General features: G+C 73.7%; 13 protein-coding genes. 12 read left to right on the forward strand and 1 reads right to left on the reverse strand.

The features are described from left to right. The 6 genes from FM110_RS03000 (at position 1) to FM110_RS03025 (ending at position 5,868) form a co-directional block, all read left to right on the forward strand. Complete coding sequence (locus FM110_RS03000; RefSeq protein ID WP_087102539.1) at positions 1–780, forward strand: ribonuclease HII; 780 nt, start codon at positions 1–3, stop codon at positions 778–780. Beyond that, positions 777–1,079 (forward strand): DUF2469 domain-containing protein, encoded by a 303-nt coding sequence (locus tag FM110_RS03005; protein WP_087102541.1) that lies wholly within the window; start codon positions 777–779, stop codon positions 1,077–1,079. The genes FM110_RS03000 and FM110_RS03005 overlap by 4 nt, the downstream gene beginning before the upstream one ends. A 169-nt stretch (positions 1,080–1,248) precedes the next feature. Further along, entirely contained in the window at positions 1,249–1,668 is a 420-nt protein-coding gene (locus tag FM110_RS03010; RefSeq protein WP_234991869.1) for a YraN family protein, read from the forward strand. Next, complete coding sequence (locus tag FM110_RS03015; protein WP_087102543.1) at positions 1,665–3,206, forward strand: YifB family Mg chelatase-like AAA ATPase; 1,542 nt, start codon at positions 1,665–1,667, stop codon at positions 3,204–3,206. Before FM110_RS03010 ends, FM110_RS03015 begins: the two co-directional genes overlap by 4 nt. Positions 3,207–3,640: 434 nt before the next feature. Then, the gene (dprA, locus tag FM110_RS03020) at positions 3,641–4,651 is read left to right on the forward strand and encodes a DNA-processing protein DprA (protein ID WP_234991870.1); all 1,011 of its coding nucleotides are present in this window, start codon (positions 3,641–3,643) and stop codon (positions 4,649–4,651) included. 38 nt (positions 4,652–4,689) lie between these two features. After that, positions 4,690–5,868 carry a tyrosine recombinase XerC gene (locus tag FM110_RS03025; RefSeq protein WP_087102544.1) on the forward strand — a complete coding sequence of 393 codons (1,179 nt, stop codon included), beginning with the start codon at positions 4,690–4,692 and terminating at the stop codon, positions 5,866–5,868. Between the two features lie 57 nt (positions 5,869–5,925). Here the strand turns inward: FM110_RS03025 and FM110_RS03030 are convergent, their stop codons facing one another. Further along, positions 5,926–6,693, reverse strand: a complete 768-nt coding sequence (locus FM110_RS03030) for a M23 family metallopeptidase (RefSeq protein WP_234991871.1) — start codon at positions 6,691–6,693, stop codon at positions 5,926–5,928. A gap of 480 nt (positions 6,694–7,173) precedes the next feature. Between FM110_RS03030 and rpsB the strand changes: the two genes are divergently transcribed. The 6 genes from rpsB to rlmN all read left to right on the forward strand — a co-directional run bounded on the left by rpsB (position 7,174) and on the right by rlmN (position 13,140). After that, positions 7,174–8,112: a 30S ribosomal protein S2 gene (gene rpsB, locus FM110_RS03040; RefSeq protein ID WP_087102550.1), complete on the forward strand. Its 939-nt coding sequence runs from the start codon at positions 7,174–7,176 to the stop codon at positions 8,110–8,112. A 66-nt stretch (positions 8,113–8,178) separates the two neighbouring features. Next, a complete protein-coding gene (tsf, locus tag FM110_RS03045) occupies positions 8,179–9,003 on the forward strand; it encodes a translation elongation factor Ts (protein ID WP_087102552.1) in 825 nt (274 codons plus the stop codon). Between the two features lie 210 nt (positions 9,004–9,213). Continuing rightward, a complete protein-coding gene (gene pyrH, locus FM110_RS03050; RefSeq protein WP_087102554.1) occupies positions 9,214–9,972 on the forward strand; it encodes a UMP kinase in 759 nt (252 codons plus the stop codon). Between the two features lie 98 nt (positions 9,973–10,070). Then, the gene (gene frr / locus FM110_RS03055; RefSeq protein WP_087102555.1) at positions 10,071–10,637 is read left to right on the forward strand and encodes a ribosome recycling factor; all 567 of its coding nucleotides are present in this window, start codon (positions 10,071–10,073) and stop codon (positions 10,635–10,637) included. Between the two features lie 26 nt (positions 10,638–10,663). After that, a complete protein-coding gene (locus FM110_RS03060; protein ID WP_087102557.1) occupies positions 10,664–11,611 on the forward strand; it encodes a phosphatidate cytidylyltransferase in 948 nt (315 codons plus the stop codon). Continuing rightward, on the forward strand, positions 11,608–13,140 hold the full coding sequence (rlmN, locus tag FM110_RS03065; RefSeq protein ID WP_087102558.1) for a 23S rRNA (adenine(2503)-C(2))-methyltransferase RlmN: 1,533 nt from the start codon (positions 11,608–11,610) through the stop codon (positions 13,138–13,140). The genes FM110_RS03060 and rlmN overlap by 4 nt, the downstream gene beginning before the upstream one ends. Positions 13,141–13,213: the final 73 nt, after the last annotated feature.

The following is a 13,213-nucleotide window of genomic DNA, read 5'->3' on the forward strand; positions in this document are numbered from 1 at the left end:
GTGGCCGCGGCCCGTGCACGCCGCCCCGCCGTCGACCCGACCCTCGAGGTCGAGCGGGGCCTGATCGACGAGCTCGGTGGCAGCGGCGTCGTCGTCGGCCTCGACGAGGTCGGGCGCGGGGCCCTCGCGGGTCCCGTCGTCGTCGGCGCCTGCGCCGTGCGCTTCGCGGGCGGCGAGCCCGTCGCGGCGCTGCCGGTCGGCGTCCGCGATTCCAAGGCGCTCACCGCGCGGCGCCGCGAAGCCCTGGTCGCGCCCATCGGGGAGGCCGCGCACGCCCACGGCCTCGGCTGGGCCTCCGCCGCCGAGATCGACGAGCACGGGATCATGGAGGCCCTCGCGCTGGCCGCGCTGCGCGCGCTCGACGCCCTGGGCTGCCCGGTCGATGCGATCGTGCTCGACGGCAGCGCGGATGTCCTCAGCGGGCGTTTGGCCGCCGCGGCGCCCGGTGCGGTCGTCCCGCGCGTGACGCTGCGGGTGGGGGCCGATCGCGACTGCGCGAGCGTGGCCGCGGCCAGCGTGCTCGCCAAGGTCGCCCGCGACGCCCGCATGGTCGAGCTCTCGCGCTCGGCCCCGGACTACCGCTGGGACGCGAACAAGGGCTACGGCGCCGCCGCCCACCGCGAGGCGATCGAGCGCTGCGGCGTCCATGAGGAGCACCGTCGCTCCTGGAACCTGGGTGTGCGGACCGCCCTGCGCGCTGACGTACTGTGGAGCGCGGACGTCGCCGGCGCGCAGCGGGCGCCCGGCGCCCGGCCCGACCCGCAGGAGGCGACACGGTGAGCACGCAGGACCTCGAGAACTACGAGTCCGACATGGAGCTGCAGCTCTACCGCGAATACCGCGATGTGGTGGGGCTGTTCACCTACGTGGTCGAGACCGAGCGCCGCTTCTACCTGTGCAACCAGGTCGATCTGCAGGTGCGCAGCGCCGGCGGCGAGGTGTTCTACGAGCTGACCCTCGCCGATGCCTGGGTGTGGGACGTCTACCGCTCGAGCCGCTTCGTGCGCTCGGTGCGCGTGGTGACGTTCAAGGACGTCAACGTCGAGGAGCTCGCGAAGCCGGACATCGCCCTGCCCTGACGCGCTGGCCCTGATCGGCCCGCCCTGATCGGCGACGGGCGCTGGTCCGGACGCGCCCGGATCACGCCGATGCCCGCTGCGGGCGCCGCCGTTCCTCCACATGACCGGGGCATCCACAGCGGGGCCCCGTCCCCTTGGCCGCGGGCCGCCGCCCCGGGACGCTGGGGCCATGAGCACCTCCATCGTCACCGCCCCCGTCCTCATCCCGTCCGCCGACGTCGACGTCCGCGTCATGACCCGCATCGAGCTGGGCCGCCACGGGGAGGACCTCGCCGCCGCGCATCTCGATGCGCTGGGCTGGACGCTCCTCGAGCGCAATCACCGGATCGCCCGCGGGGAGATCGACATCATCGCCTTGGACGGCGAGACCCTCGTGTTCGTCGAGGTCAAGGCGCGGCGCACCCTGCTGACGGGGCTCCCGCAGGCGGCCGTGGACCCGCGCAAGGTCCGCCGCCTGCGCCACCTGGTCGGCTACTACCTGCTCGACAACGCCCCGCCCCACCGCGATGTGCGGATCGACGTGGCGGCCGTCCTGTTCGCGGACGACGGGACGGCGCGCCTCGAACTGCTGCGGGCGGTGGGGGCATGAGCCTGGGACGGACCCTCGCGGTCGCGCTGACCGGCCTCGAGGGCACCGTCGTGGAGGTCGAGGCCGATGTGAGCGCCGGGCTGCCGGCGTTCTCCGTCGTGGGCCTGCCCGATTCCTCGATGCTCCAGGCCCGTGACCGGGTGCGCGGGGCGACGGGGCGGATCGGGATCCCGCTCGCCGCGCGTCGGCTCACGGTGAACCTGTGCCCGGCGTGGATGCCGAAGTCCGGATCGGGCTTCGATCTGGCGATCGCCGTGGCCGTCCTCGCCGCCCAGGAGGAGCTCGACGCGAGCCGTGCCGCCGGGGTCGTCCACCTCGGCGAGCTGGGCCTCGACGGCCGGCTGCGTCCGGTGCCCGGCATCCTGCCCTCGCTGCTGGCGGCGCGCCGCGAGGGGGTCGCACAGGTGGTGGTCCCGGCGGGCAACGCCGAGGAGGCCCGCCTCGTCGACGGCCTGGAGATCGTGGCGCTCGAGGACCTGGCCGAGGTGGTCCGCCACCACGGCGGGAGCGCACGCCTGCGACGGGGGCCGCTCGCTCCGGTCCTGGCGTCCGAGGAGCCCGACGACCTCGTGCCGACCGTCCCGCTCGATTTCGCGGACGTGATCGGTCAGGCCCAGGCGCGGCGGGCGGCCGAGGTCGCCGCGGCCGGAGGGCACCATCTGCTGATGTCGGGGCCGCCGGGGGCCGGCAAGACGATGATCGCGGCCCGCATCCCGTCGATCCTGCCCGACCTCACGGACGCCGACGCCCTCGATGTGAGCGCCGTGCACTCGATCGCGGGGCGCTTCGACGCGCGGCGCGGGCTGCTGCGCCGCCCGCCGTTCGTGGACCCGCATCACACGTCCACGCCCGCCGCGGTGGTCGGAGGAGGGGCCGGGGTGGCCCTGCCCGGGGCGATCTCCCGTGCGCATGCCGGGGTGCTGTTCCTGGATGAGGCCCCCGAGTTCCCCGCCCGCGTGCTCGAGGCCCTGCGCGAACCGCTCGAGACGGGGGACATCACCCTCCACCGCGCTCGCGGCGTGACCCGCTATCCGGCGCGGTTCCAGCTCGTGCTCGCCGCGAACCCATGCCCGTGCGGACGCGGCTGGGGCAAGGGGGAGGACTGCTCCTGCACGCCGATGGCGCGGCGCCGCTACCTCGCGCGGCTGTCCGGGCCGATCCTCGACCGCGTCGACATGCGCATAGCCGTCGGCCCCGTCGACCTGCAGCGGGAGGAGACCGGAGTGGCACCGGAGTCGAGCGCCGTGATCGCCGAGCGGGTCCGCCGGGCGCGCGAGCGCCAGGCTGGGCGCTTCGCCGATCGCCCGTGGATGCTGAACTCCCAGATCCCCGGACCGCTCCTGCGCCGGGAGCTCGCACCCGACCGGGCCGATCGGCGGCTCCTCGAGCGCGCCGTCGAGTCCGGCCGTCTCACGCTGCGCGGTCACGACCGCGTGCTCCGTGTGGCCTGGACCCTCGCGGACCTCGAGGGGCGCGAGCGTCCGGGCTCCGAGCAGATCGGGCTCGCGCTCGCACTGCGGGGAGGGGAGGTCCGATGAGCCCCGTCGCCGGTTCCCGTCCTGATCACCGCGGTCCCTCCGCGTCTCTGCCGACCGCGTTGTCGCGGCCTGGCCCGGAGACGTCGCGCGCAGCGCCGGGCGCAGCGGGCGCGGACCTCTGCGCGCGCGTCGCCTGGTCGCACCTGGCCGAGCCGACCGACGCCGTCGCGCACTACGCCTGCCGCCTCCTCGGCCACGCCGGTGCGCTCGAGCTGGTGCGCGAGGCGACGGTGCCCGAGATGCTGCACGCCCTCGGCGGAGACCTGCCGGCGGACCTCGCCGACGCCGTCCGTCGACCGTCCGCGCCGGGTGACGCTCGTGGCGCAGCGAGAGAGGGACTCGGGCCGGCCGGAGCCGAACGTCTGGCAGCGCGAGGCGGACTCGGGTCGGGACAAGGCGGGCCCGAGACGTCTGGACGAGGACCGACGGGCCCCGTGGGGAACGGCCCGGGGCGAGGGTCGGGGGCCGCGCGGGCGAGCGCGGCCCTGGGCAGATGGCGCGCCCGTCTCGACGGTCTGGACGTCGATCGTGTCCTCGATGCCGCGCAGGCCCGGGGCATCCGGGCCGTCGTCCCCGGCGATGCGGACTGGCCGAGTGTGCTCGATGATCTCGCCGATACCGCCCCGCACTGCCTGTGGGTGTCGGGTGCGGGCTCGCCCGCCGCCCTGGTCGACGCCGTGCCGACGATCGCGATGGTCGGATCCCGGGCTTCGACCCCCTATGGCGAGGACACGGCGGCATCGCTCGCGGCGGCGCTCGCCGTGCGCGGCGCCACGATCGTCTCGGGCGGTGCCTACGGGATCGACGCGGCCGCCCACCGCGGGGCTCTCGCCTCGGGCGAGGGGGCCACGCTCGCGGTGCTCGCGGGCGGGCTGGATGCCCTGTACCCGCGCGGCAACTCCCGCCTGCTCGAGGCGATCCGCTCCCGTCACGCGCTGATCTCCGAGGCACCGCCCGCCACCGCCCCCACGCGCTGGCGCTTCCTGGCCCGCAACAGGCTGATCGCGGCGCTGGGATCGGCGACCGTGGTGGTGGAGGCGGCCTGGCGGTCCGGGGCGCTGTCGACGGCGCGCCATGCCGACGACCTCTCGCGCCCCGTCGCAGCGGTGCCCGGCCCGGTCACGTCCGCGGCGTCCGCTGGATGCCACCGTCTGATCCGCGAGCGCGGGGCCGTGCTCGTGACCGATGCCGCCGAGATCCTCGAGCTGGTGCGGGGGCAGGAGGCCGCGGACGGCTCCGTCTTCGCCGTGCAGGACGAGCTGGACCTGCTGGATCCCGTCGACCGGCGCGTGCTCGATGCGCTGCCGCCGCGCTCGGCGATCACCCTGGCGGACCTCGAGCGCCTGTGCGCCCTGCCTGGGGGAGCGGTCGAGGCGGCCGTCGCCCGTCTCGAGCTGCTCGGTCTGGCGCGTCATGCGGGGGAGCGGATCGCCCGGGCGCGGTGAGGGGACGGCGTGTTCCGGGGCTCTGGGAGACTGGAGCCATGAGCGCGAACCGTCGGACGGCACGGGAGCAGCAGGAGCTGCATCCCGATGACGCCGCCCTGCTCGCGCGCTACGAGCGCCACCTCGCGCTCGAGCGCGACCGCTCTCCCCATACCGTCCGCGCCTACTTACGGGAGGCCGCGACGCTGCTGACGCACCTGCGTGAGCGCGAGCGCATCGAGCCCGCCGAGACGGACCTCGCCGCACTGCGCGCCTGGCTCGCCGAGCGTGCCGCGACCGGAGCATCCACGGCGACCCTCGCGCGATCGGCCGCTGCCGCGCGCACCTTCACCGCCTGGCTCACGAGCACCGGCGTGCTGGTTCACGACCCGGGGGCCCGGCTGCGCCCCCCGCGGCGCGGCCGCCATCTCCCGGCCGTCCTGTCGGCCGAACAGGCCGCGGCCATGGTCGAGGCGCCCCTGCACGGGCCCGCCGCCGACGGCGACGGACGCGCAGGGGGCGCGGACCCGGCCGCGATCCCGCCCGCCGCTGGCGACCGGGCGAGCGAGGCCGACGGCGGGCAGGGAGGCGAGGGGACGGGAGGCGAGGGGACGGGCGTCGATGGCACCCGTTCCGGGGCCACCGGTGCCGAGCAGCGCCGTGCCCGAGCGATCGCCCTGCGCGACGCCGCGCTGCTCGAACTGCTCTACTCGAGCGGACTGCGCGTCTCCGAGCTCGTCTCCCTGGACCTCGGGGACGTCGACGCCGCCGGCCGCACCGTGCGCGTCCTCGGCAAGGGGTCCAAGGAGCGGATCGTGCCCGTCGGCGTCCCCGCCCTCGATGCGGTCGCGGCCTGGGTCGGGCACGGGCGCCCCGAGCTGGCCCGCGGCACCGCTGAGGCAGGCCGGGACCGCAGCGGTGCGCCGCGCACCCGTCGGACGCCATCGGCAGACAGCGCCGGGCGAGCCCTGTTCCTCGGCGTCCGCGGGGGCCGCCTCGGCGTCCGCGCCGTCCGCGACGTCGTCAGCGCCGCGAGCGCACGCGCCGGCGTCAGCGCCCACGTCACGCCCCACACCCTGCGCCACAGCGCGGCCACCCACCTGGTGGAGGGCGGGGCGGATCTGCGCAGCGTCCAGGACTACCTGGGACACTCCTCGCTCGCGACGACGCAGATCTACACCCACGTCTCCGCGCAGCGGCTCCGGGCGACGATCGACCAGGCGCACCCCCGGGCCTGAGCCGACCGAGCCCCCACGGCCGCGCGTCTTGTCGGGACGGCCACGGTGCCGTGAAAGCTACGGCGCGGACCGTGCACCAGAGCCCGTGGCGGCGCGGGCGAAGGCCCCAGCCCCCGATCCCACGGAAGCTCCGAAGACGTCGCCCGCGGCACCGCCGCCGGTCCGTACACCGCCGCCGGTCCCTGCTCCGCCGCCGGTTCCCGCGCTGTCGCCGGCCCCTGCACCGCCGCCGGTTCCCGCCCTGTCACCGGTGCCAGCATCACCGCCGGGTCGTGCCGCACCGCTCCCGGACAGCGGCAGCAGCACGCTGGGCCCGCGGGCGCCGAGCAGGAGCAACGGATCCAGATAGCTGCGGTCGCGTCGGGCGCCCAGGTGCAGGCACAGCGCCGGTGCGCAGTGCGAGGCCGCTCCGGGGGCCACCTCGCCGATCGGCGTCCCGGCCTCCACGGCGGTGCCCACGGCGACGGACGCGACGACGGGCTCGTACGTCGAGAGCAGCCCGTCGGCGTGCCGCACCGAGACGACCGGGCGTCCCGCGACCATGCCGGCGAAGTGCACGGTCCCCGCCTCGACCGCGGTGACGGTCGGCGTCTCGGCGAGGATGTCGATCCCCCGATGCCCCGGCCCGTAGGGCCCGGCGGGCTCGTCGAACGGCGCCTGCACGGTGTGAGGAGGGGCGATGGGCCACGACCAGCGCGACTGCTCCTCCGCGCCGGCGGGCGGGGGGAGCAGGAGGATCAGTGCGAGCACCAGGAGCAGCGCGAGCACCGCGCGGGCCGTCGACGCCCGCACGGTGGCGGCTCCCGGCTGGCGGCCTCTCGTCATGTGCGCATCCATGCGACGAGCATCGCTCTGCTCCTTCGACGGAGCACCCCGGGGTGATCCCGGTGTGGACGACTCCGAGCTGTGGAGGAGTCCCGAGCCTGTCGAGGAGAGCCGAGCCCGTGGAGGAGGCGCTGTCGGCGGCCACCGTCTGTTCACGTGCACGTCACACCCCGCGCGGCTGTCCGATGCTCCTGCCTCCGATAGACTGCCGCCAGCATCCGGTGCGTCCGGATGACTTCGCGTGCCCATCACGGCACCCGGCCATCGGTCCTCGCGGACCGCAGGCGATCGGAGAGGTCGGCGAATGCGTCGAGCTCCCGGATCAGCTCCTGCGATGCGCGCGGGCGGTCGGGACCGGGGCACCAGGCCCCGTCGCCGACCGGCGCTCGGGGGAGAACCGAGAAGCACGGCCCTGCGCCGGGACCCCGAAGGCCGAGGAGGCTGACGGGCGAGCCCAGGGCCCGAAGGAAGAGGACACTCATGGCAGTCGTCACCATGCGCCAGCTGCTCGACAGCGGCGTGCACTTCGGTCACCAGACCCGTCGCTGGAACCCGAAGATGAAGCGCTACATCTTCACCGAGCGCAACGGCATCTACATCGTCGACCTGATGCAGACGCTCACCTACATCGACTCGGCCTACGAGTTCGTCAAGCAGACCGTGGCCCACGGCGGCACGATCCTGTTCGTCGGCACCAAGAAGCAGGCCCAGGAGTCCATCCGCGAGCAGGCCACCCGCGTCGGCATGCCCTACGTGAACCAGCGCTGGCTCGGCGGCATGCTCACCAACCTCCAGACCGTCTCCTCGCGCGTGAACCGCCTCAAGGAGCTCGAGCAGCTCGACTTCGAGGATGTGGCCGGCTCCGGCTACACCAAGAAGGAGCTGCTCATCATGCGCCGCGAGAAGGACAAGCTCGAGCGCACCCTCGGCGGCATCCGCGACATGGCCAAGACCCCCTCGGCCGTGTGGATCGTGGACACCAACAAGGAGCACCTGGCCGTCGACGAGGCGCACAAGCTCAACATCCCCGTCGTCGCGATCCTCGACACCAACTGCGACCCCGACGAGGTCAACTACCCGATCCCGGGCAACGATGACGCGATCCGCTCCGTCGCCCTGCTGACCCGCGTCGTCGCCGACGCCGTGGCCGCGGGCCTGCAGGCCCGTCACGAGCGCTCCGCCGGCGCCGAGAAGAACGTCTCGGCCGTCGACGCCGAGCCGCTCGCCGAGTGGGAGCAGGAGCTGCTCAAGCAGTCCGAGGTCCAGCAGGAGCAGGCCGCCGCCGAGACGACCGAGGCCCCCGCCGCCGAGACGACCGAGGCCCCCGCCGCCGAGGAGACCGCTGCTGAGGCCCCGGCCGTCGAGGAGACCGAGGCGCCCGCCGCCGAGGCGACCGCGTCCGACGAGGCCCAGGCCTGATCCCGTCCTCCGGGACGGCACCCATCGATTCTCCGCATCACCTCTCCCATCAGGAAGAAGGACCACATGGCCAACTACACGGCTGCTGACATCAAGGAGATCCGCGAGTCCACCGGCGCCGGCATGCTCGACGTCAAGAAGGCTCTCGACGAGGCGAACGGCGACAAGGCCAAGGCCGTCGAGCTGATCCGCGTCAAGGGCCTCAAGGGCATCGCCAAGCGCGAGGGCCGTTCGGCCTCCGAGGGCCTCATCGCGGTCGACGTCCGCGACGTCGACGGCAAGCAGGTGGGCACCCTCGTGGAGCTCAACTCCGAGACCGACTTCGTGGCCAAGAACGACAAGTTCGTCGCCCTGGGCGACGAGGCCGTCGCGGCCGCCGTCGAGTCCGGCGCCACCGATCCCGAGCAGCTCGCCGGCACCCCGTTCGGCGAGGCGCTGACCACCGCCGGCGCGACCATGGGCGAGAAGATCGTCGTGCGTCGCATCGGCCGCGTCGAGGGCGAGAAGGTCGCGCAGTACATGCACCGCACGAACAAGGACCTGCCCCCGCAGGTCGGCGTGCTCGTGGCCACCGACGCCGCCGGCGCCGAGGTCGCGCGCGACATCGCGATGCACATCGCCGCGTACTCGCCCAAGTACCTCTCGCGCGACGAGGTCCCCGCGGAGGTCGTCGCCGACGAGCGTCGCATCGCCGAGGAGACCGCGAAGAACGAGGGCAAGCCCGAGCAGGCTCTCCCGAAGATCGTCGAGGGTCGCCTCAACGGGTTCTTCAAGGAGAACGTGCTGCTGGACCAGGCCTACGCCAAGGACCCCAAGACCACGGTCGGCAAGGTCGTGGAGCAGGCCGGCGGCACCATCACCGGCTTCGTGCGCTTCCGCGTCGGCAACTGATCACCGACCGCTGAACGCGGGTCCCACCCGCATCCGGACCGGGCCTCTTCCTGCAGGGAAGGGGCCCGGTCCTGCTGTGCGCGCGCTGGCGCGCACGACCCGCAGGCGCGGCCGCGGTGTGCGCCATGTCCCCACGGCGGCCCCGTACCGCTCGGGTGCAGGGGCGCCCCGGTATCATCGCGGCGAACACGTCCCACCGGAAGGACCCCCATGACCCAGGCGACCATCACCTCCCAGATCCCCGTCCTCCCGAAGAAGGAGGAGGGGCGCCGGGTCCTCCTCAAGCTATCCGGCGAGGCGTTCGGAGGCGGCCGCGTCGGCGTCGACCCCGACGTCGTCTCCCGTATCGCCGGCGAGATCGCGGAGGGCGTCGCCTCCGGCGTCGAGTGCGCGATCGTCGTGGGCGGAGGCAACTTCTTCCGCGGCGCCGAGCTGTCCCAGCGCGGCATGGACCGCCGCCGCGCCGACTACATGGGCATGCTCGGCACCGTCATGAACTGCCTGGCCCTCCAGGACTTCCTCGAGCAGAAGGGCGTCTCCACGCGCGTGCAGACCGCCATCTCCATGGGGCAGGTCGCCGAGCCGTACCTGCCGCTGCGCGCCGTGCGCCACCTCGAGAAGGGCCGCGCCGTGATCTTCGGCGCGGGCGCCGGCATGCCCTACTTCTCGACCGACACGGTCGCCGTCCAGCGGGCGCTGGAGATCGGCTGCCACGAGGTCCTCATGGCCAAGAACGGCGTCGACGGCGTCTACTCGGCCGACCCCCGCAAGGATCCCGACGCCACCAAGCTCGAGCACGTCACCTACAACGAGGCTCTCGTGCAGGGCCTCAAGGTGGTCGACGCGACCGCCTTCAGCCTCTGCATGGACAACGCCCAGCCGATGATGGTGTTCGGTCTCGACGAGGCCGGATCGATCACGCGCGCCATGCGCGGGGATCGCATCGGCACCACCGTCACGGGCGACTGACCCCCTGGTCGCGGCGCACAGGTGCGTCCGCGACCGTTCCGCGCGCCGTGCGGGACAATGGAACGGACCACCACCGACACGAAATCGAGGAGCACATCGTGAGCGACGACATCGCCGGCATCCTGAACGAGGCCGAGGCCAAGATGACCAAGACGATCGAGGTCACCAAGGAGGAGTTCTCCGCGATCCGCACCGGGCGCGCCAACGCGGCGATGTTCCAGGGCATCACCGCCGACTACTACGGCACCCCGACGCCGCTCAACCAGCTCGCCTCCCTGCAGTTCCCCGAGGCCCGCACGATCATCGTCACGCCGTACGACAAGGGCGCGACCGCGGCGATCGAGACCGCGCTGCGCGAGTCCGACCTGGGCGTGAACCCCACCAACAACGGCGACAACCTGCGCCTGGTGCTGCCCGCTCTGACCGAGGAGCGCCGCAAGGAGTACATCAAGCTGGCCAAGCACAAGGCCGAGGAGGGCCGCGTGGCCGTCCGCTCCTCGCGCGCCAACGCGAAGAAGGCCATCGAGAAGCTGGTCAAGGACAAGCTGATCGGCGAGGACGAGGGCGTGCGCGCTGAGAAGGAGCTCGAGGTCCTCACCAAGAAGGCGATCGACGGCGTCGACGCCGCCCTGGCCGCCAAGGAGACGGAGCTCGCGACCGTCTGATCGTCCCCGATCACCGGTCCTCGTCCATGGAATCGCCCGCGGGGGAGCTCCCTGCCGCCCAGCGCACCGCCCCGAGCACGCTCGAGGCGGTGCGCGAGCGACCCGTCGGAGCGCCACCGCGCGCGGTCGGCTCTGCCGTGGCACCCCGCGAGGGGACGGCCAAGCGCCGCGGCCCGGGACGCAACCTGCCGGCGGCCATCGCCGTCGGCGTGCTGCTCGTCGGGGCGCTGCTGGTCAGCCTGTTCGTCCTGCCCTCGACGTTCGTGCTGTTCGCCGGGCTGACGCTCGCCCTCGGCTCCTACGAGGCGGTGCGGGCGCTCGGGACCGGCGGCCTGCGCGTGCCGCAGTCCCCGGTCCTCGTCGGCGCGCTCGGCATGGTGGTGTCCACGGCCGTCTACGGCGCCGACGGTCTGGTGATCGCGCTCGCGGTCGCCGTCTGCGTCGTCCTGGTGTGGCGCGCGGTCGAGGCGGGGGGACTGCTGACCCTGCGCGACGTGGCCGCGGGCGTCTTCGCGCTCGCCTGGGTGCCGTTCCTGGGCTGCTTCATCCTGCTGCTGCACGCCCGGGAGCACGGGGCGATCCTCGTGCTGCTCGCGCTCCTGGTGCCCATCGCCAATGACACCGGCGGGTACATCGCCGGGGTGCTGTTCGGCTCGCACCCGATGGCCCCCGGCATCAGTCCCAAGAAGAGCTGGGAGGGCTTCGCCGGCTCCCTCGTCGCCGGCACCGCCGTGGCCGTCGCCACCCTCGTCCTCGGCCTGGGCGCGCCCTGGTGGGCCGGGATGATCATCGGGCCCGTCCTGGTGATCGTCTCCACGGGGGGCGACCTCAGCGAGTCCCTCCTCAAGAGGGACCTGGGCATCAAGGACATGGGGACGCTGCTGCCCGGCCACGGCGGCGTCCTCGACCGCGTCGACTCGATGCTGCTCTCGGCCCCCGTCACCTACATCCTGCTGGAGCTGCTGCTGCCATGACCAACGACGACACCGCTCGCGACGCCATCGCGACCGACGCGAGCGCCTACGGCGGCGACGCGCCCGACGACACTGCGCCCGACGACACCGCGTCCGACGGAACCACCCGCGGCTCCGCGGCTCCTGCACCCCTGGCCCCGCCCTCCCGTCGCAGCGGCCTGGACCTCTCGCGCGAGGTCGACCCGAGCCAGCCCGTCGCCCTGGCGCCGGGCCAGCTGCAGCTGCGCCCGGCCCGCCGCGGCAAGGCACCCGCCCATCTCGCGGACCTCACTCTCGCCGAGCGCGCCGAGGCCGTCGCGGAGCTGGGGCTGCCCGCGTTCCGCGCCAAGCAGCTGTCCGTCCACTACTTCGAGCACGCGACCACGGACCCTGCGGCGATGACGGACCTGCCCCAGGACCGCCGCGCCGAGCTCGCCGAGCGCTTCTTCCCGCAGCTGCTCACCCTCGTGTCCCGCCAGAGCGCCGATCACGGCGCCACCCAGAAGCTTCTGTGGCGCCTGTTCGACGGCTCCCTCGTGGAGTCGGTGCTCATGCGGTACCCGGGGCGCATCACGCTGTGCATCTCCTCGGAGGCCGGCTGCGGCATGAACTGCCCGTTCTGCGCGACGGGCCAGATGGGCCTGACCCGCAACCTCTCCGCCGCCGAGATCCTCGAGCAGGTGCGCATCGCCAATGCGATGCTGCGCAGCGGGGAGCTCCCAGGCGCCCGCGAGGGCGATCCCGAGCGCGTCACCAACATCGTGTTCATGGGCATGGGCGAGCCGCTGGCGAACTACCGGGCCGTCGCGACCGTCTGCAAGCGCCTGAACGCGCCGTCGCCGGAGGGCTTCGGCATGTCGGCGCGCAGCATCACCGTCTCGACGGTCGGGCTCGCGCCCGCGGTCCGCAAGCTCATCGCCGAGCGCATCCCGGTGACGCTGGCCGTGTCCCTGCACGCCCCGGACGACGAGCTGCGCGACGAGCTGGTGCCGATCAACACCCGCTACGACGTCGAGGACATCCTCTCGGCGGCGCACGAGTACTTCGAGGCCACGGGCCGCCGCGTGAGCATCGAGTACGCGCTGATCCGCGACATCAACGACCAGGCGCACCGCGCGGACCTGCTGGCCCGCAAGCTCGTCGACAAGGGCGGCCCGCACTGGGTGCACGTGAACCCGATCCCGCTGAACCCGGTCAAGGGCTCGAAGTGGACCGCGTCCGATCCGCGGGTCGAGCGCGAGTTCGTCGAGACGCTGCGCTCCTACGGGATCTCGACGACCATCCGCGACACCCGCGGCTCCGACATCGACGGCGCCTGCGGCCAGCTCGCCGCGACGATCATCGAGTCCGACTCCCACCGCGAGGACCGCGAGGCTCGCGTGGCTCGCGTCGAGGCGGTCGCCTCGCGGGACAGCGCTGGGCCGGTCGCCTCGCGGGACAGCGCTGGGCCGGTCGCCTCGCGGGATGGCGCTGGGTCGGTCGCCCCGCGGGACGGCGCTGGAGTCACCGCCGCGGATACCGCGACGGACGGCGCGTCCGCGGACGACTGAGCCCTCCCGCATCGCGACCGCGGCCGCACGGGCGGCGCCTGCGCGGCCGCGCCCGTGCGGGCGGATACAGTGA

Origin of the sequence: Brachybacterium nesterenkovii, from assembly GCF_900163655.1 — a bacterium.
GTDB classification, from domain to species: domain Bacteria; phylum Actinomycetota; class Actinomycetes; order Actinomycetales; family Dermabacteraceae; genus Brachybacterium; species Brachybacterium nesterenkovii.

Bases quoted from the DNA above. Each gene is read 5' to 3' on its own strand.
- rpsB (WP_087102550.1), top strand. From the start codon at position 7,174: ATGGCAGTCGTCACCATGCGCCAGCTGCTCGACAGCGGCGTGCACTTC.
- FM110_RS03015 (WP_087102543.1), top strand. From the start codon at position 1,665: ATGAGCCTGGGACGGACCCTCGCGGTCGCGCTGACCGGCCTCGAGGGC.
- pyrH (WP_087102554.1), top strand. From the start codon at position 9,214: ATGACCCAGGCGACCATCACCTCCCAGATCCCCGTCCTCCCGAAGAAG.
- tsf (WP_087102552.1), top strand. From the start codon at position 8,179: ATGGCCAACTACACGGCTGCTGACATCAAGGAGATCCGCGAGTCCACC.
- FM110_RS03010 (WP_234991869.1), top strand. From the start codon at position 1,249: ATGAGCACCTCCATCGTCACCGCCCCCGTCCTCATCCCGTCCGCCGAC.
- FM110_RS03030 (WP_234991871.1), bottom strand. From the start codon at position 6,693: ATGACGAGAGGCCGCCAGCCGGGAGCCGCCACCGTGCGGGCGTCGACG.
- FM110_RS03060 (WP_087102557.1), top strand. From the start codon at position 10,664: ATGGAATCGCCCGCGGGGGAGCTCCCTGCCGCCCAGCGCACCGCCCCG.
- FM110_RS03025 (WP_087102544.1), top strand. From the start codon at position 4,690: ATGAGCGCGAACCGTCGGACGGCACGGGAGCAGCAGGAGCTGCATCCC.
- rlmN (WP_087102558.1), top strand. From the start codon at position 11,608: ATGACCAACGACGACACCGCTCGCGACGCCATCGCGACCGACGCGAGC.